General features: G+C 60.5%; 18 protein-coding genes. 3 read left to right on the top strand and 15 right to left on the bottom strand.

Going from position 1 to position 24,672, the window contains the following annotated elements:
- The 7 genes from RWL87_RS08735 to leuS all read right to left on the bottom strand — a co-directional run.
- The coding region (locus tag RWL87_RS08735; protein WP_313969621.1) for a helix-turn-helix domain-containing protein at positions 1-413 on the bottom strand (413 nt) is incomplete at its 3' end.
- A 104-nt stretch (positions 414-517) separates the two neighbouring features.
- On the bottom strand, positions 518-1,306 hold the full coding sequence (locus tag RWL87_RS08730; RefSeq protein WP_313969620.1) for a DUF6318 family protein: 789 nt from the start codon (positions 1,304-1,306) through the stop codon (positions 518-520).
- A gap of 79 nt (positions 1,307-1,385) precedes the next feature.
- Positions 1,386-1,976: a DUF6318 family protein gene (locus tag RWL87_RS08725; protein ID WP_313969619.1), complete on the bottom strand. Its 591-nt coding sequence runs from the start codon at positions 1,974-1,976 to the stop codon at positions 1,386-1,388.
- A 467-nt stretch (positions 1,977-2,443) separates the two neighbouring features.
- The gene (locus RWL87_RS08720) at positions 2,444-3,667 is read right to left on the bottom strand and encodes a phosphoglycerate kinase (protein ID WP_313969618.1); all 1,224 of its coding nucleotides are present in this window, start codon (positions 3,665-3,667) and stop codon (positions 2,444-2,446) included.
- A gap of 345 nt (positions 3,668-4,012) precedes the next feature.
- A complete protein-coding gene (gene gap, locus RWL87_RS08715; protein WP_070676282.1) occupies positions 4,013-5,017 on the bottom strand; it encodes a type I glyceraldehyde-3-phosphate dehydrogenase in 1,005 nt (334 codons plus the stop codon).
- A 597-nt stretch (positions 5,018-5,614) separates the two neighbouring features.
- Positions 5,615-6,673 (bottom strand): DegV family protein, encoded by a 1,059-nt coding sequence (locus RWL87_RS08710; RefSeq protein ID WP_313969617.1) that lies wholly within the window; start codon positions 6,671-6,673, stop codon positions 5,615-5,617.
- 177 nt (positions 6,674-6,850) lie between these two features.
- Positions 6,851-9,352: a leucine--tRNA ligase gene (leuS, locus tag RWL87_RS08705; RefSeq protein ID WP_399534494.1), complete on the bottom strand. Its 2,502-nt coding sequence runs from the start codon at positions 9,350-9,352 to the stop codon at positions 6,851-6,853.
- Between the two features lie 216 nt (positions 9,353-9,568).
- Between leuS and RWL87_RS08700 the strand changes: the two genes are divergently transcribed.
- Together RWL87_RS08700 and RWL87_RS08695 are read left to right on the top strand one after the other, a co-directional pair.
- On the top strand, positions 9,569-10,624 hold the full coding sequence (locus tag RWL87_RS08700; RefSeq protein WP_311468256.1) for an alpha/beta hydrolase: 1,056 nt from the start codon (positions 9,569-9,571) through the stop codon (positions 10,622-10,624).
- Positions 10,625-10,633: 9 nt separating this feature from the next.
- Positions 10,634-11,761, top strand: coding sequence for a glycosyltransferase family 1 protein (locus RWL87_RS08695; protein ID WP_313969616.1), 1,128 nt, complete (start codon positions 10,634-10,636; stop codon positions 11,759-11,761).
- Positions 11,762-12,004: 243 nt separating this feature from the next.
- Here the strand turns inward: RWL87_RS08695 and RWL87_RS08690 are convergent, their stop codons facing one another.
- The 8 genes from RWL87_RS08690 to RWL87_RS08655 all read right to left on the bottom strand — a co-directional run bounded on the left by RWL87_RS08690 (position 12,005) and on the right by RWL87_RS08655 (position 22,300).
- Complete coding sequence (locus RWL87_RS08690; protein ID WP_296547637.1) at positions 12,005-12,256, bottom strand: DNA mismatch repair protein; 252 nt, start codon at positions 12,254-12,256, stop codon at positions 12,005-12,007.
- A 392-nt stretch (positions 12,257-12,648) separates the two neighbouring features.
- Positions 12,649-12,900 (bottom strand): hypothetical protein, encoded by a 252-nt coding sequence (locus tag RWL87_RS08685; protein WP_044143859.1) that lies wholly within the window; start codon positions 12,898-12,900, stop codon positions 12,649-12,651.
- A 230-nt stretch (positions 12,901-13,130) separates the two neighbouring features.
- Positions 13,131-14,807 carry an aconitase gene (locus tag RWL87_RS08680; protein ID WP_313969615.1) on the bottom strand — a complete coding sequence of 559 codons (1,677 nt, stop codon included), beginning with the start codon at positions 14,805-14,807 and terminating at the stop codon, positions 13,131-13,133.
- A 15-nt stretch (positions 14,808-14,822) separates the two neighbouring features.
- Positions 14,823-15,644 (bottom strand): hypothetical protein, encoded by an 822-nt coding sequence (locus RWL87_RS08675; protein ID WP_313969614.1) that lies wholly within the window; start codon positions 15,642-15,644, stop codon positions 14,823-14,825.
- A gap of 87 nt (positions 15,645-15,731) precedes the next feature.
- Entirely contained in the window at positions 15,732-18,140 is a 2,409-nt protein-coding gene (locus tag RWL87_RS08670; RefSeq protein ID WP_313969613.1) for a primosomal protein N', read from the bottom strand.
- A 33-nt stretch (positions 18,141-18,173) separates the two neighbouring features.
- Positions 18,174-19,379, bottom strand: a complete 1,206-nt coding sequence (gene metK, locus RWL87_RS08665) for a methionine adenosyltransferase (RefSeq protein ID WP_313969612.1) — start codon at positions 19,377-19,379, stop codon at positions 18,174-18,176.
- Positions 19,380-19,518: 139 nt separating this feature from the next.
- Positions 19,519-21,459 (bottom strand): excinuclease ABC subunit UvrC, encoded by a 1,941-nt coding sequence (uvrC, locus tag RWL87_RS08660; RefSeq protein ID WP_313969611.1) that lies wholly within the window; start codon positions 21,457-21,459, stop codon positions 19,519-19,521.
- Between the two features lie 160 nt (positions 21,460-21,619).
- The gene (locus RWL87_RS08655; RefSeq protein WP_294627441.1) at positions 21,620-22,300 is read right to left on the bottom strand and encodes a 1-acyl-sn-glycerol-3-phosphate acyltransferase; all 681 of its coding nucleotides are present in this window, start codon (positions 22,298-22,300) and stop codon (positions 21,620-21,622) included.
- Positions 22,301-22,919: 619 nt separating this feature from the next.
- Here RWL87_RS08655 and RWL87_RS08650 point away from each other — a divergent pair.
- The coding region (locus RWL87_RS08650; RefSeq protein WP_313969610.1) for a cbb3-type cytochrome c oxidase subunit I at positions 22,920-24,672 on the top strand (1,753 nt) is incomplete at its 3' end.

The raw sequence follows: 24,672 nt of genomic DNA, 5'->3' as shown, positions 1-24,672 counted from the left end.
AGTTCCTCCTCACGCGTTGGTGGCACCGCCCGTACCGACCCCTTCGGCCTGCCCTTGGGCTTAGGCTTAAGCGCCTGCGCGCCGCCCTGGCGGTACAGCCTGCACCACTGCTTCAACGGTGTTGCGCTTGCAATACCGAAATGCACCATCGCTTCAGGCTTACTCATCCCACCGTCAACCACAGCCCTGGCTGCGGCGACCTTGGTCTCATAGTCGTATCTGGCCTGCTTTACTCCCATGGCAAGAAACCCGCTCCTCCCGATTATGCGGTACATTTTCTGCCACTCTCTCACAGTCGCGGCGGACACACCAAGCTTCCTGGCGGTCAAACGATAGCCACATCCCTTCTCAAACATTTGCGCTGCCTGCTCCCGGAGCAGACGATCATGTCTTACTCCCAGATTTATAGACATGAAAAGCCTCCCATTTCCTGGACTTCAATTTCGTTGTCCAAGAAACGGGAGGCAGTTCAAAGTACCGCCCGGCGGGGGTTCCTAAAGAAGCCACATGGAGAAAGCTACAGCTGCCCGAATCCTTGCGGGTAGATCGGCTCGTAGGTGTTGCGGTTGCTGTAGCCGTCACGGTCAACCACAATCACCCACTGCCCACGCAGATGCTCCACAGCCAACGAGAAACGCCCCAGGTACCTCAAATATTTGTGAACATTCTGCTTCTCCCCCGTCTCCTGAACATAAAACGCGAGGTTCGTAGCCTTATTCGTGTACAGGGTGCTCACCAGGATATTTCGGCTCGTATTTTTAGCTTTTTCACCCGCAACAAGGTCATCAACAACGTTGGCGCTCAGCACATTCTTGTCAGGCGAAATAATCCATCCGCGCTTCTCCCTGTACAGGCGAAGAATCTCGGGGTGCAGCACCTTTTCCGGGTCCGCGACCTTAGAAAGAGGCTCCGTATCGCCCGTGTGGTAGAAGTAATTCATCGACGCAAAGAAGTACGCCAAGAACGCGTACAAGCCGGCGCGGTCGTAGTTATCCATTCCGGGCTGCTGAATAGGGTACGGCACGTTCTGCGCCGTCTGCGCCTCGGTGGCAGGAATGAAGCGGCCCTTACGCTCAAACGCCGTATAGACGAGCGGCCCGGAGGAGGGCCCCAAGCTACGGAGCTCATCGTACTTTTCCGTAGGTTCCAGTCGCACAAATTCCTGGTCACGCTTCTTATCGGCCTGGGACTCCGAACCTGTCCCGTTGAGCAGTTTAGCGCCCCAGCCAAAAGCCACCGCGACGAGGGCGGCACCGGCGAACACGCCAGCCCGTATAAACTTGGCGCGAGTGATCACAGACCTCATGAGCGCTCGTTGCTCGTTATATCCGGGCCCGCCGTATCCGGGTCCGCCAAAGTTATTCGTCATGCTTCTCTCCCCTCCCCTAGCTCAAACTATTTTCTGAGATGAATTGGACGGGTCTCCACTCATTCGTGAATTGTGTGCGCAGAGTCCCGTGTATCGCGCCGTCACGAATCAGACCGCGCGTATCAAAATCGGTGATGGGATACACCTGATTCGTGTCCTTGCGGTACACCTGAGCTTCGGGAAGAATATCGAACCGCACATTCCATTCCACAATTTTTAGCGTCTCGTCGATGAGGCGCGGCTGCCCCTCCAGCAGGTTCATGGTCAGAATCTGAGGGTTGGGAGTAATGACCCAGCCTTTACCTTCTTCGTAGAGGTCCTGAATGGTGGGGAAGAACATTTCCTCGCTGATGTTGTCGATCTTCAGAACCGCAGGTTCCGAGGCGAGAATCATGTAGTTTTGGCAGGCGTAGTAGTAGCCCAGGTAGGGGCGCAGGTTCCTCGCCGCATAGTGCCTCGGCCTGTACCTCACGCCCGGGGCGGGCGCCGAGTAGGCGGGGTGGTCCCGGTTTGCGGGCGTGTAGGGCCCAATCACGCCATCGGCAACGTACGGGTATGTTCCGGTGTAGTCTTTTTCGTCAAAGAGCGCTTGAGCGTCTATGGGCATTCTTTCCCTCCCTGGATTCAATGTTCACTAGCTACCATTTTCGCGAGCTGCCGAGGTGGTTCTGGGCTACTCGCGGGTAGCTGGGCTCCACGGCTGGGCACCTTCGCCCGTTCGTGTTCGCTTATCTGTATTTGCTTGTCTGTATTTGTTTGCTTGTGGAGGTGCGTGCGCTCCCTGCTTCGCTCCCCCGCGGTAACTGTATGGATACCGCCCGGTAGGCGGCGGGAACCTCTACATTTCCAGTCTAGTAAAGCCGTCTCTTACCCTCCCCGGCACAAGCCGTATACCCAGGGAACCCACAGCATATAGCCAGGAAACAGAGCCAACACCCCGCACGTGCAGGATGGACCGGGCATGAGCGGGCATGCAGAAACCCCCGCCGGGACGGTACCGAAATACCGCCCCGACGGGGGTTTCTTACGCTAAAACTCTGCGCTACTGTACGTAGTCAGATGAGCCGCGCCAGATTAGGCGCCCAGTGCCTCCAGGCCGGGCAGGGTCTTACCCTCAATGTACTCGAGGGAAGCGCCACCACCGGTGGAGATGTGGCCGAACTGCTCATCCTTGAAGCCCAGGTTACGGACTGCAGATGCGGAGTCGCCACCACCAATGATGGAGAATGCGTCAGAGTCGACGATAGCCCGTGCCACCGCGCGGGTACCCTCAGCGAAGGGAGCAATCTCGAACACGCCAACGGGGCCGTTCCAGAAGATGGTCTTTGCGCCCTTGATCTTCTCAGCGAAAATCTCAGCGGTCTTGGGGCCAATGTCCAGGCCCTCAGCCTCTGCACCCAGCTTGCCGCCGGTCAGGTCCTCAATCGGGCGGATCTCGGTGTTAGCGTCAGCGGAGAATGCGTCAGCCCAGACAACATCCACTGCGGTGATGATCTCGGTGCCCTTCTCGGGAGCTTCCTTCAGGTAACGCAGAACGTTGTCGACCTGGTCCTTCTCCAGCAGCGACTGGCCAACCTCGTAGCCCTGTGCGTATGCGAAGGTGTAGCCCATGCCGCCACCAATGAGGATGGTGTCAGCCTTACCGATCAGGTTGTCAATCACGGCGAGCTTGTCGGAAACCTTAGCGCCACCCATGACCACAACGAAGGGACGCTCGGGGTCGTTCAGGGTCTTAGCCAGAACGTCAACTTCCTTCTTCACCAGGTCACCCAGGTATGCGGGCAGACGCTTAGCAACGTCGTAGACGGAAGCGTGCTTGCGGTGAACTGCACCGAATGCGTCGTTCACGTATGCGCCGTTCTCGCCGGTCAGTGCGACCAGCTCGTCAGCGAATTCGCCGCGCTCTGCGTCATCCTTGGAGGTCTCGCGTGCGTCGTAGCGGACGTTCTCAACAACCAGAACTTCGCCGTCAGCCAGGGCTGCTGCCTTAGCCTTTGCGTCCTCGCCTACCAGGTCGGTTGCAACCTTCACGGGCACGGATGCCAGCTCAGCCAGGCGTGCAGCTGCCGGTGCGATGGAGTACTGGGGGTCGACCTTGCCCTTGGGGCGGCCCAGGTGTGCGGTCACGATAACGCGTGCGCCAGCCTTGGCAAGCTTCTCAATGACGGGCAGGGATGCGCGGACGCGGCCGTCGTCGGTGACAACGCCGTCCTTCAGGGGTACGTTCAGGTCGGAACGGACGAGAACGTGGCGGCCTGCGACGCCTTCTTCGAGCAGTTCGGACAGTGCCTTAGCCATAGGAATTCCTCCTGGATAGGTGGGTTTATATACCGTTTCCATCATACCGAATAATAGGGTGTTTGACAGCCTAGTAAATAGCTTTTATATGGTGTTTTTCCGCAGAATATCGCGGATATTCGCACTCCATAAAACCTATTTTCTTACGGTATTTTTGACTCAAAAAGAGCGACGGAAAACAGTATGTTTATACATTTTTAAGAGGTTTATTCAAGACCCTTACAAAAGAGTCTTGGTACAGCAAACCCCGACTCCCCCGCTTGATGCGGTGGTGCCGGGGTTCACTATGCGTTAGTTACGCGGGGTGACGCTTACACTCGGTGAGCGTCGTAAGCCTATTGGGGCTTAGAGGGATGCCACAACCTTGTTGGTGAACATCACGAGGCGTGCAACGTAGCCGTACTCGTTGTCGTACCAAGCGATAACCTTCACCTGGTCGCCGATGACCTTGGTCAGCGGTGCGTCGAAGACGGTGGAGATGGGCTCACCCTCGATGTCCTTGGACACGATGGGATCCTCGTTGTACTTGATGATGCCCTTCATGGGGCCCTCAGCTGCTGCCTTGACTGCTGCGTTGACTTCCTCAACGGTGACCTCGCGCTCAGCGGTGAAGGTCAGGTCGGTGATGGAGCCGGTGATGGTGGGAACGCGGACTGCGAAGCCGTCCAGCTTACCCTTCAGCTCGGGCAGAACCAGGCCAACAGCTGCTGCTGCACCGGTGGAGGTGGGGACCATGTTCACAGCTGCTGCGCGTGCACGGCGCAGGTCGCGGTGGGGAGCATCCTGCAGACGCTGGTCAGCGGTGTATGCGTGGATGGTGGTCATCAGACCCTGCTTGATGCCGAATGCATCGTTCAGAACCTTAGCCATCGGAGCGAGGCAGTTGGTGGTGCAGGATGCGTTGGAGACGATGTGGTGGTTAGCTGCATCGTACTGGTCGTCGTTCACGCCCATGACGAAGGTGCCGTCGATGTTCTTACCGGGAGCGGAGAGGATAACCTTCTTAGCGCCAGCCTCGATGTGTGCCTTTGCCTTGCTGCCTTCGGTGAAGAAACCGGTGGACTCGAGGACTACGTCAACGCCCAGGTCCTTCCAGGGGAGGTTCTGGGGGTCACGCTCAGCGAGGATCTTGATTTCCTTGCCGTCAACAACCAGTGCGCCTTCCTTGACCTCGACCTCTGCGTTGAAGCGACCCATGATGGAGTCGTACTTGAGCAGGTGTGCCAGGGTTGCAACATCGGTGAGGTCGTTGATTGCGACGATCTCGAAGCCGACGCCCTCGGTCTGAGCTGCGCGGAAGAAGGTGCGGCCGATGCGGCCGAAGCCGTTGATTGCTACGCGTACAGTCACTGGAGTATCTCCTTGTCAGTGCGTTGGTGGCGGTGTACAAATCCGATGCCTTGTGGGCTCTGGTTTAGTCGGATTCGTCCGTGCTCTATGTTGCCCGGTGCGTTCCGCCGTTGTTGGTAATAATCCTACCCTAGTTTGTGTGTGTTTTGGTGTGTTCTATCGAGAAATTTTTGTGAGTTATGCCATAAAAACCGGGAAAAACCCGTTGTTTTCTGTTGGTTTGCGTTGTGTTCACCCTTAGAAAATGTTGCGATACGGTCACGGCAACATAAACACACATGAAACGCACATTTGTCGAAAACCGCGCCGTATCAAGGCAAAATGTGAGGGTAAAAAATACCCTTTCACTTGCGAATGGCTTTCAAAGAGGCCCCGTGAACTCACGGGCAGTGCAAATTCTCACGCGAAAACAAACGACCCCAACGTAAGACACACCACAGCTCAAAACGGGCTAAAAACACCCCCGGCGCGCAGTTTTCGTGTCGCGTTTCGTGTCGCCCGCGGCGCGGGGACATGTTACATGGACGAACTTTGGGCACAGCGGATAAACGGCTAGCACACGGTCCTAATAAACAACCAGCCTAATAAACGACCAGCCTAATAAACGACCAGCGCCACAGCACCCAGGCCCGAATGAGCAGACAGTACCGGCGGGAGCGCACTCACCAAAAACTCCGGCGCCGAAGAAGCGACAGAATCATGACCCAGGGAGCTCTCCCCCAGCATCTGCTGAACCTGCTCATACAGCTGCACCGCCTGCGCCGCATTGCCCACATGATGCACCGCAACCACCTCACCGCACGGGGTTGCGCTAAGAGAAGAGTTAGCAGGGTCGGCGGCGATAGGGCTTGCGGAGGCAGAGTTGAGCGCCGCCGCATGCCGATGCTCGCGGCAGGCCTGCACCGTCACCTCCACCAGACGCTCCAGGGCGCGCGCCGCCGTGCGGGGGCGCTCCACATACGCCAGCTTGCCCTCGGTAATCGTGCCAATCGGCTTGATCTGGAACATCTGACCCACCATCGCCAACGCCGGAGAAACACGACCGCCGCGGCGCAGCGCATCCAGGGTCGGGATATAGAAGTAGAGAGTGGACTGCTCGCAGACGGACTGAATGTAGTCCACCAGCTGCGCGGGGCTCGGGTAGTTAGGGGTCGGGTAGTCAGGGCTCGGAACAAAATCGGAGGATGCAGAGTTCAGCACATCCAGGGCTCGCACCACCGCGTGACCGTAGGCACCCGCGACCGTGCGGCTATCCACCACGCTCACGCCCTCGGAACCCAGGCGGCTCAGGCGGGCACCGGTGCGCGCCGCCTCCACCGTGCCTGAGAGCTCACCGGAGAGGTGCACAGAGATTACGTGCGTAAAACCTCGCGATGCCAACTCGTCATACACATCAGCAAACACGCCCGGCGCGGGCCCGGAAGTGCTGACGGTCTGCCCCATCACGTGCGCGAGCATGATGGCTTCGTCCACCTCGGTGGCGGTCAAATCCTGCAGCTGGCGATCCGGCGTGCCGGGCGTGCGAATGGTCACCGGCATCGGAACCAACACAAAATTACCGCGAGCGCTCAGACGCTGCACCAGCTCCGGGTCGAGGGCTGCGGCGCTATCGGTAACCACGGCGATGCGGTTCTCTGCTTTGTTCTCTCGCTCCATATTCCGACCCTTCTTCCGGTTCGTCAGTGCCTGATTCGATGACGAACCCTCTCTAGCGTTCCCTGAACATTATGGCACTCATCACTACTGCAGTACAGCAAAGCCCCGCCGTGCCTCCGGATTCGTTCCGTAGAACGAACCGAAGCCACAACGGGGCTTGTACTGTATCTAAAAAACTTAGATCACGATGTTCACGAGCTTAGGCGCACGCACAATCACCTTGCGGATCTCGGCGTCACCAATCGAACGCTGAACAGCGGCATCCGCCAGAGCCAGCTCCTGAAGCTCCTGCTCGGAAATATCCTTCGCAACCTCCAGGCGAGCCTTGACCTTGCCCTTAATCTGCACGATAGCGGTGACGGTGTCATCCACCAGCAGAGCCGGGTCGACCTCGGGGAAGCCCGCGGTCAGAACCGGGGTGTCGTGGCCGAGAGCGTGCCACATGTCCTCAGCGGTGTAGGGTGCATACAGGGACAGCAGAATCGCGATGGTCTCAGCAGCCTTGCGGACAGCCGGGTCAGCCGCGCCAGCACCGGAGTCGATAGCCTTACGGGTAGCGTTCACAAGCTCCATGGTCTTAGCAACAACCACGTTGAACTTGCCGTTATCCAGCAGGCCCTGAACCTCGTGCACGGTGCGAGCAATCAGCTTCTGCAGCTCCAGGTCACCGGCGGTTGCATCCACGCCGGGTTCGCTGGTGATGTCCTGAGCCACACGCCATGCGCGAGCCAGGAACTTCTGCGAACCGGACGGGGAAACATCCGCCCAGTCCACGTCATCCTCGGGCGGGGACGCGAAAATCATGGTGGTGCGGATAGCGTCCACACCGAACTTGTCGAGCTGCTCGCCCAGGTTCACGCCGTTACCCAGCGACTTGGACATTGCCTTGCCGCCGTTGAGCACCTGACCCTGGTTCATGAGCGCCTTGAACGGCTCATCGTGCTTGATCAGGCCCAGGTCGCGAACAACCTTGGTGAAGAAGCGTGCGTACAGCAGGTGCAGAATAGCGTGCTCCACACCGCCCACGTACATGTCGACGGCACCCCACTCGCTCATAGCCTGCGGGTCGAAAGGAGCCTTGTCGTAGTTCGGGGAAACGTAACGCAGGAAGTACCAGGAGGAATCCACGAAGGTGTCCATGGTGTCCGAGTCGCGACGAGCCTGCTTGCCACACTTCGGGCAAGGCACGATAGCCCAGTCATCGGCTGCAGCAAGAGGCGACTGGCCCTTAGGAGCCAGCTGCTCACCGCGCAGGTTATCGGGCAGCAGCACCGGTAGCTGATCCTCAGGAACCAGAACCTCGCCACAATCCTCACAGTGAATCACCGGAATCGGGGTACCCCAGAAACGCTGACGGGACAGCAGCCAGTCACGCAGACGGTAAATGACCTTACCCTCACCGGTGCCGGCAGCCTCAACCAGCTCAATAGCCTTAGCAATTGCCTCAGCCTTCGGCAGGCCGGTCAGCTCACCCGAGTTGATGAGCACGCCGTCGCCAGCTGCGGCAACACCGCTGGTAGCCGGATCCTCGGCACCCTCAACGTCCAGGACCTTCACGATGGGCAGATCGAACTTCAGAGCGAACTCGAGGTCGCGCTGGTCGTGCGCGGGCACAGCCATAATCGCGCCGGTACCGTAGTCAGCCAGCACGTAGTCAGAAGCCCAAACGGGCAGCTTCGCGCCGGTCAGCGGGTTGATTGCGTAGCGACCGGTGAACACGCCGGTCTTCTCGCGGTCGGAGGACTGGCGGTCAATATCGCTCAGTGCCTTAATGTCTTCGCGGTACTGCTCCAGGGCAGCCTTGTGCTCGGGTGCCACGATCTGCTCGGCGAATGCCGCATCCGCAGCAACCACGATGAAGGTTGCGCCGTACAGGGTGTCGGGGCGGGTGGTGAACACGGTGAAGGACTCAGCAGCCTGATCCTCGGTCGCCTCAATCTCGAAGCGAACCTCAGCACCCTCAGAACGACCAATCCAGTTACGCTGCATGAGCAGCACGCGGTCGGGCCATTTGCCCTCCAGCTGCTCCATGTCATCCAGCAGCTGCTGCGCATAGTCGGTGATCTTGAAGTACCACTGGTTCAGCGACTTCTTAGTCACGGTAGTACCGCAACGCTCACACACACCGTTCACAACCTGCTCGTTCGCGAGCACGGTCTGGTCCTTGGGGCACCAGTTGACCATGGAGTCCTTGCGGTACGCCAGGCCCTTCTTGTAGAACTGCTCGAACAGCCACTGAGTCCACTTGTAGTACTCGGGGTCCGAGGTATGCAGGCGACGGCTCCAGTCAGCGGCAATAGCGTAACGCTTGAAGGACTCAGCCTGAGTCTCAATGTTCTTGTACGTCCACTCCTTGGGGTGAGTGTCGTTCTTAATGGCTGCGTTCTCAGCGGGCAGGCCGAAAGAGTCCCAGCCAATCGGGTGCAGAACATCGTAGCCGCACTGCTTGAAGTAGCGGGCGTTCATGTCACCAATAGCGAATGCCTCCGCGTGACCCATGTGAAGGTCACCGGAGGGGTACGGGAACATATCCAGCACATACTTGCGGCCCTTGGGGGCGTCACCGGTGGGCTGGAAAACCTTCGTTTCGTCCCAGTAGGGGCGCCACTTGGCTTCCATCGCGCGGAAGTCGTACGCATTTTCGTTGCGTTCGGTCTCTACCTGAGCAGACACAGCGATTCCTTAAATAAAGACAGGTTGATAAAAACTTAACCCTCCAAGTGTAACGCGAAACCCGCACCGCGCCAGAGTTGAGGCCGCCCCGACTACCAAATGGACGGCACCATCCACCCACCTGTCGATGCGGGAGGTAAGTTTCAGAGCCCTTTCAGGCTTCTCCCCTAGAATTAAGAACGGGACGTTGCCGCCCCAGTACCCAACCCGCGAAAGGTACCCATGACCTCCACCGTTACCCCGGACTCCCCCAACACCTCAGTTCTTGAGGGTGTACCCGGCCCGCTCATTCCCGGCACCCGCCACGACGCCCTCATCGGTGACGGCGCGCAGGCGGTCATGACCCGCTACTGGCAGTACGGCAAAGGCATGAACGACGGAACCTTCCCCGAAGGCTCCTACCCTGTGCTGCTCGTGCACGGTTTCCGCGGCGACCACCACGGCCTGGAAATCATCGCGAACTACCTGCTGAAGCTCATCCCGAACGTCAGCATCATCAGCCCCGACCTGCCCGGCTTTGGCCGCTCCGCAGACCTGCCCGAAAAAACTCGGGACGAAAACGCTCAGGGCGAAGATAACATCAACGCGTACGTGGCGTGGCTAAACGACTTTGTGAAGCACACTAACCCCGCCCGCGAGAACGCACAGCCCCTACCGCTGCACTTGGTCGGCCACTCCTTCGGCTCCATCGTCACCAGTGCCTTCGCCGCCGCACACCCGAAATCGCTCGCGCTCCTCTCGCTCATCAACCCGATTAGCGAGCCCGCCCTCGAAGGTAGCCAGCGCGTCGCCTCCCGCCTCGCCTCCCTCTACTACCGCGCCGGCGCGGCACTCCCCGAAAAAATCGGCTACCCGCTCCTGCGCTCGCAGCTGATTACCCGTGCCTCCAGCGAAGTCATGATGCGCACCAAAGACAAGGCAATGCGCCGCTTCATCAACGGCCAGCACGCCGCCTACTTCGGCTCCTTCGGCTCCCGCCGCGGAGTGCTCAGCGCCTACGAAGCGTCGATTACGCACACCGCCGCCGAATACGCCGCCGCCATCCGAGTGCCGGTGCAAATGCTCGTTGCCGAAGACGACGACCTGGGCACCCCCGAAACAGCTCGCGCCATGTACGCGACGCTGACCTCCCGCGACCTGCCCACGTCTTCGTCCGGCGCCCGCGAGCGCCTGGACATGATCCCCGAAGTCGGGCACCTCATCCACTACGAAACCCCTCGCCGCGCCGCGGAACTCATCGCCGATTTCGCCGCCGACCACTCAGGGAACGAGAAGTAAGGAACCAACATGAAACTCATGGTTGACGCCCGATACACCCGTATCGGCTTCCACGACGGCATCAGCCGCTACACCGCGTCCCTGCTGGGCGCGCTCAAAACCCTCATCGACACCGGTGACGAAGCCGCCGCCGACCTCGACCTCACCATGATCATCAGCGACGAGCGTCAGCTGGACATGCTGCCTGACCTGCCGCACGTGAAAATCTGCTCGCCCACCGGCCCGCTCGAACCGACCGCCTCGCTGCAGCTGAACAAGTACGCGCCGGACGTGGTGTTCTCCCCCATGCAGACTATCGGCTCCACCGGACGCAAGTTCAAGCTGATCCTCACCCTGCACGACCTGATTTACTACTCGCACCCGACCCCGCCGGGGTTCCTGCCCGCACCGGTGCGCGTGGGCTGGCGACTCTTCCACAAGACCTACACCCCGCAGCGTTTCCTGCTCAATCACGGCGACGCGGTCGTGACGGTTTCTGAGTCGACCGCCTCGCTGATTCGTGAGCACGAGCTGACCACCAAGCCGCTGTTCGTGGTGCCCAACGCCCCGCAGCCCGGCAGCGTCGTCTCCCGCCAGACCGCCCTGGAACGCGCCACCACCCGCGAAGAGCAGCCCGTCAAGCACCTGGTGTACATGGGTTCGTTCATGCCGTACAAGAACGTAGAAACCCTGCTACTGGCGATGCGTTCGTTGCCGGATTACCGCCTGCACCTGCTGTCGAAGATGCCGCCGCAGCGCCTGGTGCAGCTCACCGACGAACGTCTCATCGGTGAGAACGTGGAGGTGCACAACGGCGTGAGCGACGAGGAGTACCAGCAGCTGCTCCGCCAGGCGCACGCGCTGGTTACTGCCTCCCGCGAGGAGGGTTACGGCCTGCCCGTGGTTGAGGCTCAGGCTACCGGTTGCCCCGCGGTGATTAGTGACATCCCGATTTTCCGTGAGATTGCGCCGCACGCCGTGTTCGCGCCGGTTGACGGTGCCCCGGAGGCGCACGCCGCCGATTGGGTGAAGGCTATCCGCTCGCTGGAGGACACCGCCGTTCGCGAGCGCGTCATCATTGACGGCCTGTCGGATGTGCGCCGCTACTCCTGGCGCGACTCGGCACTCAAACTGCTGGAGGTCGTGCGCGGGCTCTAGAGCCTGCGTTGGGCAAAGAAATGCCGCCGTACTCCCCCGGTTCTCGGGAGGGTGCGGCGGCATTCTCGTATTCAATTCATGGTTGCCGGTAGGTGCGTACGGCTTACGGCAATGATGTACAGCGGCGGTTCGCTACACACTTCCTCCGCACCGACGCAGGGAACCCGCCCTCGCAGAGCTCGGGCACCCTGAGGGCGCATCCGGAAGGTGCAGCCTCACCGCATCACACCGGGGCAGAAAACCTTAGACCGTAGCAAAGCTACCGGTACGAGCCGCTTCCTTCGCGGCCAGCTCATCCGCATGACCGTACGCGTAGAAAATCTTCGCGTCATCCAGCTCAGCAAAACGAGCCAGGTAGCGGCACACCGCGCCACGCTGAGCCTTCGTCATCGAGGACAGCAGAACGGGGTCCGGGTGAGTAATGCCGTTGTCGCGGCTCGGTGCCGAACTACCGAACTCGGGCTCGTAATCAGAGGTGATATTGGTGTAACTCATCGGTGAGTACCTTTCCTTAGGGCGTTTCTTAGGGCAGCGCCGCAACAATGCAGACGCTACCGGAGGCAACACCGCGAAAAGAACCTACGGAGATCACCAGAAGTCTCTTCGCAGTAGTGGTTGTGATACCTCTAAACTACCCAAGAGCTAATCAATGTTCAAGAACCATCAGGGAACGCCCCCATAGTGGACGCGGCCCCGATTGTCAGGAAGACCCGGTTGTCAGGAAGAAATCAGGGGCATCATAGCGGCATGCGACCGCCGAGTTCCCAACCGAACTAAAGCCCACCCGAAAGCCAATGTGAAAGCCAGTGTGAAAGCCAGCCCGAAAAGCAGAAATGCTGCCGCACTCACGAAGAGTGCAGCAGCATTTCCAAAGCTAATTATGCAGGCTACGCCATAGTTGCGTAGAGACCGCGTTCAGCGTCCTTACGAGCCAGCTCGTAGGCGTGACCGTACGCGTAGAAAATCTTTGCGTCATCCAGCTCAGCGAAGCGCGCCAAGTAGCGGTAAACAGCTCCTCGTTCTGCGCTGGTCATGTCGGAAAGCAACACGGGGTCCGGGTGCATGACGCCGTAATTGTGTACAGAAGCAGACCCGCCGCATGCAGGTTCGTATGCGGGGGTGATCATAGTCTGAGTCACCAGTATTCATCTTTCGTTGGTGCGCACGGTTGTGAAGCGTACGCGAAGTTGAGTGATAGATACTGCCAACACCACCTCGACAAGCGCCGAAATAGTATCCGCAGTGCTGAATATATTACCGTGGATACGGCGACTACGCCAATTAGGATTAGCCGAACCCCAGCAAATCTTAGGTGCACACGAATGCATAAAAATTCTGGGGTGCCCTCCCACAGCACCACCTAAGCGCCCTAAACTACAGCGCTCTGCCCTGCTTTACTCTCCTGCTTTTTCTCCCCTGCGGGGTTATGTTCCTCTGCATCCTCAGCGTCTTCATCCTCACCGTCAAGACCCAGAAGAGCCGTCACCATCGGCAACGGGTTGAACTCGCTCAGCCGGCCCGTGCGGTCACCCCTGCGCATCATGAACGCACGTTGCAAGCGCCGCTGAGTCCACGGCGAAAGCACCATCATCAGCAGCGCCTCCACCACAAAAATGCCGACCAGAATCCACAGCAGCATATCCGAAGAACCCGCCTGCTCGCGCAGCTGCTGAGCATCCGCCACCAGACGGTCGAATCCCTCCGAATGCAGGCGCGAGGTATCGAGCCCAGTCAACGCGGACAGGCTCACCGGCGACGCCACATTCAGCAGCACCGACAGCATCAGCAGAAGCACCGCATACAGCCCGTAATGCATGGTGCGCATCCACTTCTTCACGCGCGCAAAACCGCAGTTCAGTTCCGCACCAATATCTGTGAAAGCCGCCGCCTTCTGCGTCTGCTCACCCTCCGGCATCATGTGCGGCACCAGGCGGTGCGCAAGCATCAACGGCACCGGCGAGCACGCATCAAAATACTGCATGTGACTATTCACCGACGGGCCCGGCAGGGTCACAAAGCTGACGTCCACATCAGCGGGCTGAGTAATATTCGACCTGCCAATGCTGTCACCACGAGCGGAAATCTCGCACCGGTCAGCCACGTCAAGGCCCTGCAGCATCGGCGCGTAGGCGCGCACATACAGGTGGCAGGCGCTACGCACCGACATCATGAGCACCAGAATCAGCGCGCCCCAAAACGCTATGGAGGCAGCGGTCAGCTCAGGGACCGCGCCCTCAACACGCAACTGAGCCAGCAGCAGCATGAACACCGCGTACAGCATGAAAACGCCGTGTACGAAGAGCAACGGAATCAGCCACTTCACGTAGGCGCGCGTGCCGTACGGGTTGACCAGGCGCACATTCGCCGGGGTGTTTACCGAGGTAGTTGCGGAGGCGCTTTCCCGTGCACTCTTGCAGCCAATACGCGCCCTGCCCTTGAAGGCACCCGGCACGCTCGCAACCAGCGGCACCACGCTCAACGCCAGGGGCATCAGCATCGTATAGTGCAGCAGCGAACGGTACGGACCAAACAGTAGGGACGCCTCCACTAGCCAGGAAAACGCCGCGACCGCGCTCACCCACAGCAGCATGGAGCGGTTACGGTAGCCGCCTGCAGCATCCAGGTGCCCCGGAATGTCGTTACGGTCACTAGCGATAATGCTAATCGGGACCACGCCACTACCCAGGCCGTAGAAGAAACGAATCGGCTTCTTACCCGCCGCCGCACGACGACGCAGAAGCTCATAGCTCAAATAGCCGCCCTGCGAATGGGCAATAATGCCCACCGCATCGCTACGGGAACTCAAATCGTCCAGCTGACGATCCAGACGCGCATAAATACGCTCCAAATCGCGCGACTCCGGGCTGGTTGCCGTCTGAATCAGCTGCGTAGGAATAGCCTTCATCAGCGCCCACAGCTCACGGGCACGACGAGCCAAAACCCAGCCCACAATACCCAGGCCGAGCACCGCCGCCAGACCCGTAAATGCACCCTGCGGAGTGCCCAGGGACGCCACAAAAGCATCACGGAACGTCATGAGCGCCATAGCCGCCAGCACCAGTCACAGCGCCACGTTCACAAACCGCGCCATAGAACGCAGCAGGTGCCCGGCACGCTCACGCCAGGTTACGCCGGGGCGCTCATAGTAGAAGCAGAACATCAAAAACAGCGGCAAAACCGTTGCCAACCAGGGCAAATGCTCCTTCAACGGGCGGTAATGCCGGGGCCGCCAGAAGCCCTCCTGAAAAAGGAGGCTGCGGCGAGTGACCGTGCGAACCGGGCGCGGCTTCGGCTGAGGCAGGCGCGGAAACTCAAGATTAGGCAGCTCGATATTCGGGAAATCGATGTTCGGGAGCTCTACCTTGGGAAGCTCAATTTTCGGCAGACTGATTCTTGTAGATTCTTTGGGCTCGGAGGCTTCGGCGAGTTCTTCCTGCGCGGAGTTCTCCTCAATCTGCGGGCTTTCCTCAACCGGGTCGGCTGGGTACTCCGTGCGCTCAATCGTCAACGAATACGTCAACTCGCTGTGGTGGCTCAGCGGGTTCACCTCAGCGGCAGGCGGGAGGGTATCACCGTCAGGAATCACCTCAACACGAACCCGCGCAGAAGCCTCCGCGGCGGAGTTCTCTTCGGAGAGCGCGACAGAATCTGTGTTCAGCGCCAGCAGAGTCTGCACACTATGCGCCACCGGCTTACCAAAATACGCGAGCGTCTCGCCGTGATTCTGATAGCCAATACCGTGAATCAGCAGCACCGCCGCATCATGGTGCTGACCCTTACGGTGCAGGGCACTCTTCGGATGCGCAGAAGCATAATCAGCCAGCCGCCGCTGCTCACCATCAGGCAGCGCACTACCCTTCAGCAGATGAGGCACCTTCGACACGCCTCTCACCTCCTCAGCGCACAACGCGCCCGCAAACCCGCGTGCTCAACGCTCAACCCGGGGCAAAAACTGCTCCTCACTAGAACACTACAGCACGTCCAGACCGTCACAGCGAATCTGAACAGGCCGTTCCCCCACGTTCTTCTTCAACGCCGCAATCGTTGCACGCGTCGCACGCAACTCGCGGGTCACCTGCTGGGCAATGCCGTACGAGAAGAACATCAGGGTACGCCAATCGCCCTGCACCGGCGCCTCCTCAGAATCCTCCACAAGAGACTCCGACCAGGCAAAATACCCCTGATCCAGAGGAACCGGACCCACAATACGCAGCTGCTCACGCACCCGCTCCGGTAATGCAGAAGAGCCCAAAAACTCCTCCATGAAGGCGCGAACATCCACCTCTGCGCCCGTCACCGCAGCCGTACGAACCGCCGGAGGCAGACCCGTCTGAGCGCGCTCCTCCAGCTCCTGACGAGCAAACCACGCAGGGTCCCAACGCACCAGCGCCTGCTCCACCGGCGACGGCGAGGCAGTCGTCACCACCGTACCCTCAAGAGCCGCCGGACGAACCAAGGCCGCCGCATTCAACCAGCGACGCAACGCCGCCTCCGGGGCACGCAACGAATCAAAACGAAGCATCTTATCGGCATCCAGAAGAAGCGCCGCTGCATAGCCGCCAAAAGCCACCGGCTCAGCACCCGGAGTCGCCACCACCAACGCAGGCTCAGGACCAACCGATGCCCGCACATGGTCACCCGCCGAAGAAATCACCGGCACATTCGGGAACGCACGACCCAGCTCCTCAGCCGTACGAGTCACACCCGCCGCCGAATAACGCCAATGCGTAAAACCACACTCAGAACAACGCCACTGCTGCGCCAGGTGACCGCACCACGAACACGACGGAACCGACGAGCCCGAAGCCACCGACAGGGGCCCGCTACACTCGCCACAACGCGCCGGCATGCGGCAACGCTCACACGAAAACGACGGAATATAACCGCTACGCGCCACCTGCACCAACACCGGACCACGCGCCAACGCCCGACGAGCATGCTCAAACGCCAGATGCGGAATACGCGCCATCGCCGCCAACGGGTCACGCGCCAGCTCAAACTCCGAACCCGTCGAAAAAATACGCGGCGAATAATCACGCACCAGCGCACGCGGCGCACGCACATGAGACGCCCAGCGGGTACGCACCAGACGCGCCGCCTCACTACTCATGCTGAACCCGGCAAACAGCGCCGCAGTATTTTCAGCAGAAGCACGCAAAAGCAACACATCACGGGCATGACAATACGGGGCGCGCTGCTCCACAAGCGAAGAATCGCCGTCATCCCAGCACACCACCAGGCCCAGGTTCGCCACCGGCGCGTATGCCGCCGCGCGGGTACCAATCACCACCGGCACCCGACCCAAACGCGCCTTCACAAAACCGTGATAGCGAGTATGCGGAGTCGAATCAGAACTCAAACGCACAAACGAGTCAGCGGGCAGACGCTCGGCGAGCGCCGCCTCCAGAAGATCCAGGTTCTTAGCGGTCGGAACCACCGCAATAGCGCCGCGACCACTGGCAGCAGCAGCCGCGAGTGCGGTCGCCAAAACATCCGCCCACGTGTGCTCCAGGTGACCGGGAAGAACCGTCATCACGGCGCGGGTCGCGGCACCGGCGGCAACATCTTCAATGAACTCCGCGCCGTTCTCGTAATCGGAGAAGACGGAGGCGGCATCCGGCGCGTCCGGGTTCAGCGCCGGCGGGTCCAGCACGAAGGGTGCGGGCGCGCCGGGGGTGGCAAGCCAGGCGTACGGGTCGGTATCGTTCGAGGCAAAGGAGGTGGCAGGCTCAAGTTCGCCCGCGTGCTCGGGGGCGTCATGCTCGGGAGCTGCGTTCTCAGGTTCTACATTCTCCGGAGTAGACTCACCCGCTTGTAAAGAATCGCCCAAATACGCCGACTCGTAACCCGGCAGAAGAGGCGCGTACTTCTTATCCAGCGCGGCAATGCGCGGCGGCACCGCCAGGCGCAGCACGTTCGCCACCGTGGAGGCGTAACGGTCGGCAAGCGCCTCCGCCAACGCAAAAATTTCGGGCGCGACAGATGGCACACGCGACAGCACCGACTTGAGCGGCAGCAGCGAGGTGCGCGTCCAATCGGTCGTGGCGGCGCGCTCCTCAATGTAGCCGGTCATCTCGTGCCCGTTGAACAGCACGCGCACGCGGGCGCCGGGTACCGCATCCTCACTCAACTCGGCGGGCACACGGTAATCAAACGTACGGTCCACCTGCGGCAGGGTGCTATCCACACGCACACGCGCCACAGGGTTCGGCACGCCGCTCGCCTCCAGCTCAGCGGCAACATTCACCGGCTCCGGGGCGGCAGGAATCAGGGCATCACGAAGAGCAGGAAATCCCTGCAACAGGTCAAGCTGTTGCAGGGATTCCTGCTGAGCACCCAACGGTGCCGAAGAGTTCGATTCAGAACTGCTCTGAGTCACCCGAATCAGCGTGCTCCTCTACCTTGACAGATATTAGGAGGAGGACACTGCCGAACGCAGTGCATCCACGCGGTTCAGACGCTCCCAGGTGAATTCCGGCTCGGTGCGGCCGAAGTGGCCGTGAGCTGCGGTCTTCTTGTAGATCGGGCGGCGCAGATCCAGTTCGTTAATGATTGCCAGCGGGCGCAGGTCGAAGACCTCACGCACAGCGCGCTCAATCTTAATCGGGTCGACCTTCTCGGTGCCGAAGGTTTCAACGTACAGGCCAACCGGCGCTGCCTGGCCGATAGCGTACGCAACCTGAACCTCGGCGCGGTCGGCAAGGCCGGCACCCACAATGTTCTTCGCAACCCAACGCATTGCGTACGCTGCGGAGCGGTCCACCTTCGACGGGTCCTTACCGGAGAACGCGCCACCACCGTGACGAGCCGAACCGCCGTAGGTGTCCACAATAATCTTGCGGCCGGTCAGACCGGCGTCACCCACGGGGCCACCCTGAACGAAGCGGCCAGCGGGGTTCACAATGAACTTAGCGTTGGAGGAATCCAGCTCGACGCTGCCCAGAACCGGTGCGATAACGTGCTTCTCAATGTCTGCACGCAGGTCAGCCAGGTCGTAGCTTGCGGTGTGCTGGCTCGAAACAACCACGGTGTCCACGGAAACGGGCACGTTGTTCGAGTCGTAGCCTAGAGTCACCTGAGTCTTGCCGTCGGGGCGCAGCTCGGTCAGCAGGCCGTCCTTACGGACCTTGGTCAGACGCTCAGAGAGGCGGTGCGCCAGCCAAATCGGGGCGGGCATCAGCACGTTGGTCTCGTTCGATGCGTAACCGAACATGATGCCCTGGTCGCCCGCGCCCTGGCGGTCGTACTCGTCAGCAGCGATGCCCTGACGAACCTCGAGGGACTCGTACACGCCGGCGTTGATGTCCGGGGACTGCTCGCCAATGGAGACAGACACGCCGCAGAACTCGCCGTCGAAGCCGCGGGTAGAGGAATCGTAGCCGATACCCAGAATGGTCTCGCGCACGATGGAGGGAATTTCGACGTAGCTAGAGGTGGTCACCTCACCCGCAACGTGCACCTGCCCGGTGGTTACCATGGTCTCCACAGCAACGTTCGCTGCGGGATCCTGGGCGATGATGCCGTCGAGGATGGCGTCAGAAATCTGGTCACAAATCTTATCGGGGTGGCCTTCAGTCACCGACTCGCTGGTGAATAGGCGCAGATGGTTATTACTCACGGTTTCCACTCTACTGGTTGAGGGCGCGCGAAGATAGCGCGCTCGTAATGATGACGGTTTCCTTCAATTATGACACGTTTGTTAAGCGCTATTACGAGGGCGGGGTGCAGCAACCACCCGCCGGGCAGCACCCGAGATGCTATGCCAGCGCCGCCAGAATCTTTTCCGCCAGCGCCGGACCAATACCCGGCACCGCCGTCAGCTCCTCGGCGCTCGCCTGCTTAATCTGAGCCACCGACCCGAAGTGCTTAATCAGCGCGGCACGCTTCACCTCGCCCAGACCGGGCACCTCATCCAGGGCGGAGGCGACCATCGCCTTGCCGCGCTTGGAACGGTGGAAGGTGATTGCGAAGCGGTGCGCCTCATCGCGGATGCGCTGCACCAGGTACAGCGCCTGCGAGGTACGCGGCAGCACGACCGGGTAGTCATCGTCCGGTAGCCACAGCTCCTCCAGGCGCTTAGCGATACCGGCAACGTACACGTCCGTAATGCCCAGGTCGCTCAACGCGGCGGAGGCGGCAGCCACCTGGGGCGGGCCGCCGTCCACGAGCACGAGGTTCGGCGGGTAGGCGAACTTCGCCGGCTCGGGCGTGGAGGCGTCAATCTCGCCGGAACGCACGGGGGCTGCTTCGCGTTCCGCCTGCTGCGCCAGGTGCCTCTTGAAGCGGCGGGTAATGACGTCGTACATGCTGGCGGTATCGTCGCGCGCGGCGTCGCCGGTAATGCTGTAGGTGCGGTAGGCGTTCTTCGCGGGCATGCCGTCCTCAAAGACGACCATGGAGGCGACCACGTTCGTGCCCTGCACATGCGAAATGTCGTAGCACTCGATGCGCAGCAGCGGGTCGGGCAGTTCGAGCGCTTCCTGTAGCTCCACGAGGGAGGCACTGCGGGTGGTCAAGTCACCGGCTCGGCGGCTCTTGTGCAGGGTCAGCGACTGGCGGGCGTTCTCGGCAACCGTCTTCATGAGTTCTGCCTTGTCACCACGCTGCGGGACGCTAATCTCCACGGGACCGCCGCGCACCTCCGCCAGCCAGGATGCCAGCTGTTCCTTATTCTCGGGCTCCACCGGCACCAGCACGGAACGCGGAATGTCGTAGCTATTCAGGCTCTTCTCGGCGTCCTTCTGGGAGGCGAGGCTCGCCGCAATATCGCTGTACACCTGCGCAATCAGCTGCTCAATAAGCTGCGCGTCGGTGCTGTCGTTAACCTTCTCCACGATCCAGCCGCGCTGACCGCGAATCCTGCCGCCGCGCACGAAGAACACCTGAACGGACGCCTCCAGGTCGTCCTCAGCGTAGGCGAACAGGTCGGCGTCCACGGTCGCACCAAGCACCACGGCGTTACGCTCAAACGCCTTAGTCAGCGCGGCAATATCGTCGCGAAGAATCGCGGCGCGCTCAAAGTCCATCTCGGCGGCGGCTTCCTTCATTTCCGCGGTCAACTGCGCAATATGCTTCTCAGCACCACCCGCCATGAAACGGGTCAGCCCACGCGCCAGTTCGCGGTGCTCCTCGGGGCTAATCTTGCCCACGCACGGCGCCGCGCACTTATCGATATAGCCGAGCAGGCACGGGCGACCGCTATTCTTCGCGCGGTTAAACACACCGTTCGTGCAGGTACGCACCGGGAACACGCGCAGCAGCGCATCCAGGGTTTCACGAATCGCCCACGCCTGCGAATAGGGGCCAAAATAGCGCACACCCTTACGGCGCTCACCGCGAGTCACCATGGCGCGCGGGTACACATCATTGACCGTAATCGCCAGGTACGGGTACGACTTATCATCACGGAACGCAATGTTGAAGCGCGGCGAAAACTCCTTAATCCAGGTGTATTCGAGCTGCAGCGACTCCATCTCGCTCGCCACCACGGTCCACTCCACGCTCGCCGCCGTATGCACCATCGCGTAGGTCTTCGGGCTCAGCGTCTGCGGCGACGCAAAATAGCTGTTGAGGCGGTTGCGCAGGTTCTTCGCCTTGCCCACGTAGATAACGCGGCCGTCGGCATCGCGGAAACGGTAAACGCCCGGGTCGGTGGGGATTTCGCCGGGGGCGGGGCGGTAGCTGGAAGGCTCTGCCATGGGTACTTTCTCCTCGCTCTGCTGGGCTTTACGGTGCTGCCGGGGGCATCTCAGGCGCTCGCATACGACAAACCGCGCATCCTGCACCGGGTGCCCCAATGTGCGGGGGTCGGTGCGTGAATGCGCGGTTTAAGTCTACGCGGTTCAGGCGGCGTGTGCCCTAGCCTGCGTCACGTGCGGCTGAGGGCGAAACGTTGTACTCGTGCTTTCGTGCCTGACCGGACAGCTGAGCAATCTCATCCATGATGGCGTCGGTGGTGACACGGCGCTGCTTGCCGGTCATCTTCTCGCCGGTCTTCTCAAAGTAGAGCGGCTTGCCCACGCGAATCGTGAAGCGGCGCGGGTAAATCATGTTCGAGCCGGGCTTCTGCAGGCGGTCGGTGCCAATCAGACCGACCGGCACCACGGGCGCGCCGGTCATATGCGCCAGCCACGCCACACCAATCTTGCCGCGGTACAGGTAACCGTCGCGGGAGCGGGTGCCCTCGGGGTAAATGCCGAAGACCTTGCCCTCCTGCAGCTTCTCCAGGGCGATGTCGAGTGCCTTGAGCGACTCGGAACGGTCGGAGCGGTTCACGGGAATAATGTCCACGGCTTCGAAGAATGCCTTCATCATCTTGCCGCGCGTGCCGGGAGTGTTCACGTACTCCGCCTTGGCGAGGAACGCCACGCGGCGCGGCATCATGGCAGAAATAATGATGGAGTCCAGGAAAGACAGGTGGTTGGAGGCGACAATCACCGGGCCGGTGGCGGGGAAGTTTTCGAGTCCGGTCACGCGGGCGCGGAAGACGGTGCGCAGGATTCCGGTGATTGCTTTCTGGGTGGATTTGTAGAGAAGCACGTGAACTCTCCTGAGGTGCCGATAGATTGCGGGCTGTGGCGGCGACCCGCCGTGGATGCGGGGTGAGTGACCCCTTCTGAATATACGCCGCCAAAGAGCACAAAATCTGTACTGCAATAATCTGTACCGCAAAAATTTGTACTGTGTTTAGTAGCGTCGGGTTTTATTATTCCACACACGAGTGTAGGTACGTGAGGGGTGCCGCACTCCCCTTCCATATGCTGGGATGCACCTCCCGCCAACGATTTCAGTGAAAGCCCCGGCGGGAGCCCGAGTCGAAGCCCCAGTTGAGGGAGCCTGCACGACTTTTGTCCCATCGCCTCCTCCCCCGTTGCAGGCGGGTAAGTAGCCACGGAAGCTAAGGGTTCAACCTCAACGTAATATTTCAGGTTTTCCGCCTTGTGATTGCAGATTTCCCCGTCAAATAGCCGTGTCACATTATGACGCTACGTCAGCAAAGTTTTATAAATACGCATTTAATATGCAAAAATGAAACAAGGGTGGGCTGTCGCACCTCCCTCAAGGACGATTCACCCTGAACATAGTGAGCCGCCCCTCCAGCGGATGTGCGTCGGAACCACTCCACCTAAAAATTCCACGCACACTGGAGACATACACTATGGCTACAAAACCCGTCTCGCGTGCGGAGGCAGCAAAGATTGCCCGCCGCTCAGACACGGTCGGTGCCTATGCCGGAAAAGGCTGGGTACAGGCTGTTGCGTTTGTGATGCTCCTGGGCTTCACCATCATGGCAGTCCTTGCAATGCGCACCTACGCACTCTCCATGCCGCTACCCGACAAAATCGTCGGCAATGACGGCAAAGTAATCGCAACCCAAGAACAGATCCTGCACGGTCAGGAACTCTTCCAGGGACGCGGTCTGCAGCAGTACGGCTCCGTCCTGGGCCACGGTGCCTACCTCGGCCCCGACTACACTGCAGAATACCTGCGCCTGACCACCGATGCTGCCGTCAAGGAGTACCGTGAACAGGGCAAGCAGGACCCCCGCGAACTCGTGAAGAACGAGTGGCGCAAGGAGAACAAGTACGACGAGCAGACTAAGACCATCACCTGGTCCGCTGGTGAGACCAAGGGCTACCAGCTCATGCTCAAGCACTACCGCGAAACCCTGATGAAGGGTGACACCTCGCAGGGCCTGTTCCCCGACGCCATTAAGAACGACGAAGAACTGCATGACCTCGTCGCATTCTTCGGCTGGACCGCATGGGCATCGGCGGCAGACCGCCCCGACCAGCCCTACTCCTACACCAACAACTGGCCCTCCGAACCCAACGTGGACAACAAGCCCACCGCGGATCTGATGGTCTGGTCGGCACTCTCCCTGATTGCCCTCATCGGTGGTACCGGTCTGATGTTTGCCATCTACGGCCGCTGGTCCCGCGCTATCGGCTGGCACGCGGAAGAGGCACCCGTCCTCGACTTCCGTCAGCCCGACGAAGTTCGCCTGACCCCCTCGCAGAAGGCAGCCTGCCTGCTCTTCGCAACCATCCTGGTGCTGTTCCTCCTGCAGGCTCTGGTGGGCGCACTCACCGAGCACTACCGTGAAGAACTCACCGGCTTCTTCGGAATCGACATGGGCCAGTTGCTGCCCTACACGGTATCCCGAACCTGGCACCTTCAGCTCTCCCTCTTCTGGACCGCAGGCGCGTTCCTGGCGGGCGGTATCTTCATCGCCCCGCTCATTACCCGCCGCGAACCCAAGAAGCAGGGTCTGCTCACCTACGTTCTCATCGGCGCCGTGGTCTTCGTTGTCCTCGGCTCGCTGCTGAACGAATGGTTCTCTCAGAAGGGCCTCATCCCCAAGGAACTCACCGGCTTCTTCTCGCAGCAGTGGGAGTTCCTGGACCTGCCGCGATTCTTCCAGATCCTGCTCACCGCGGGTATGTTCATCTGGATTGTCATCGTCTGGCGTACCCTCTCCTCCCGCCTGAAGGGCTCGAAGAAGACCTCCCTGCCGTGGCTGTTCCTCTTCTCCGGCCTCGCCATCCCCATGTTCTACGCGGTCGGCCTGCTCGCAGGTCAGCGTACCCACGTGACCGTCGCAGAATTCTGGCGCTTCTGGGTGGTTCACCTCTGGGTGGAGGACTTCCTCGAACTGTTCACCACCGTGATGGTGGCGTACATCTTCGTGCTGCTCGGCGTGGTCCGCGAGCGCATCGCAATCTCCATCATCATGATGGACGCCGTGCTCTACTCCGTCGGTGGTGTGATCGGTACTCTGCACCACACCTACTTCGTCGGTACCCCCTCCGAGCAGATGGCATTCGGTGCCTTCTTCTCCGCAGCTGAGGTTATCCCGCTGACCTTCCTGACCGTTGAGGCGTGGGGCTTCATGCAGCTGGGTGCTCGCC

This window comes from uncultured Rothia sp. (genome assembly GCF_963555405.1).
Lineage (GTDB): Bacteria > Actinomycetota > Actinomycetes > Actinomycetales > Micrococcaceae > Rothia.
The sequence above is the reverse complement of the archived record's forward strand: the minus strand, read 5'-3'. Positions and strand labels throughout refer to the sequence as shown.

Excerpts from the sequence above, each read along its gene's own strand:
- RWL87_RS08730 (WP_313969620.1), bottom strand. The coding sequence starts at position 1,306 with ATGAGGTCTGTGATCACTCGCGCCAAGTTTATACGGGCTGGCGTGTTC.
- RWL87_RS08725 (WP_313969619.1), bottom strand. The coding sequence starts at position 1,976 with ATGCCCATAGACGCTCAAGCGCTCTTTGACGAAAAAGACTACACCGGA.
- RWL87_RS08720 (WP_313969618.1), bottom strand. The coding sequence starts at position 3,667 with ATGGCTAAGGCACTGTCCGAACTGCTCGAAGAAGGCGTCGCAGGCCGC.
- RWL87_RS08710 (WP_313969617.1), bottom strand. The coding sequence starts at position 6,673 with ATGGAGCGAGAGAACAAAGCAGAGAACCGCATCGCCGTGGTTACCGAT.
- RWL87_RS08700 (WP_311468256.1), top strand. The coding sequence starts at position 9,569 with ATGACCTCCACCGTTACCCCGGACTCCCCCAACACCTCAGTTCTTGAG.
- RWL87_RS08695 (WP_313969616.1), top strand. The coding sequence starts at position 10,634 with ATGAAACTCATGGTTGACGCCCGATACACCCGTATCGGCTTCCACGAC.
- RWL87_RS08690 (WP_296547637.1), bottom strand. The coding sequence starts at position 12,256 with ATGAGTTACACCAATATCACCTCTGATTACGAGCCCGAGTTCGGTAGT.
- RWL87_RS08680 (WP_313969615.1), bottom strand. The coding sequence starts at position 14,807 with ATGGCGCTCATGACGTTCCGTGATGCTTTTGTGGCGTCCCTGGGCACT.
- uvrC (WP_313969611.1), bottom strand. The coding sequence starts at position 21,459 with ATGGCAGAGCCTTCCAGCTACCGCCCCGCCCCCGGCGAAATCCCCACC.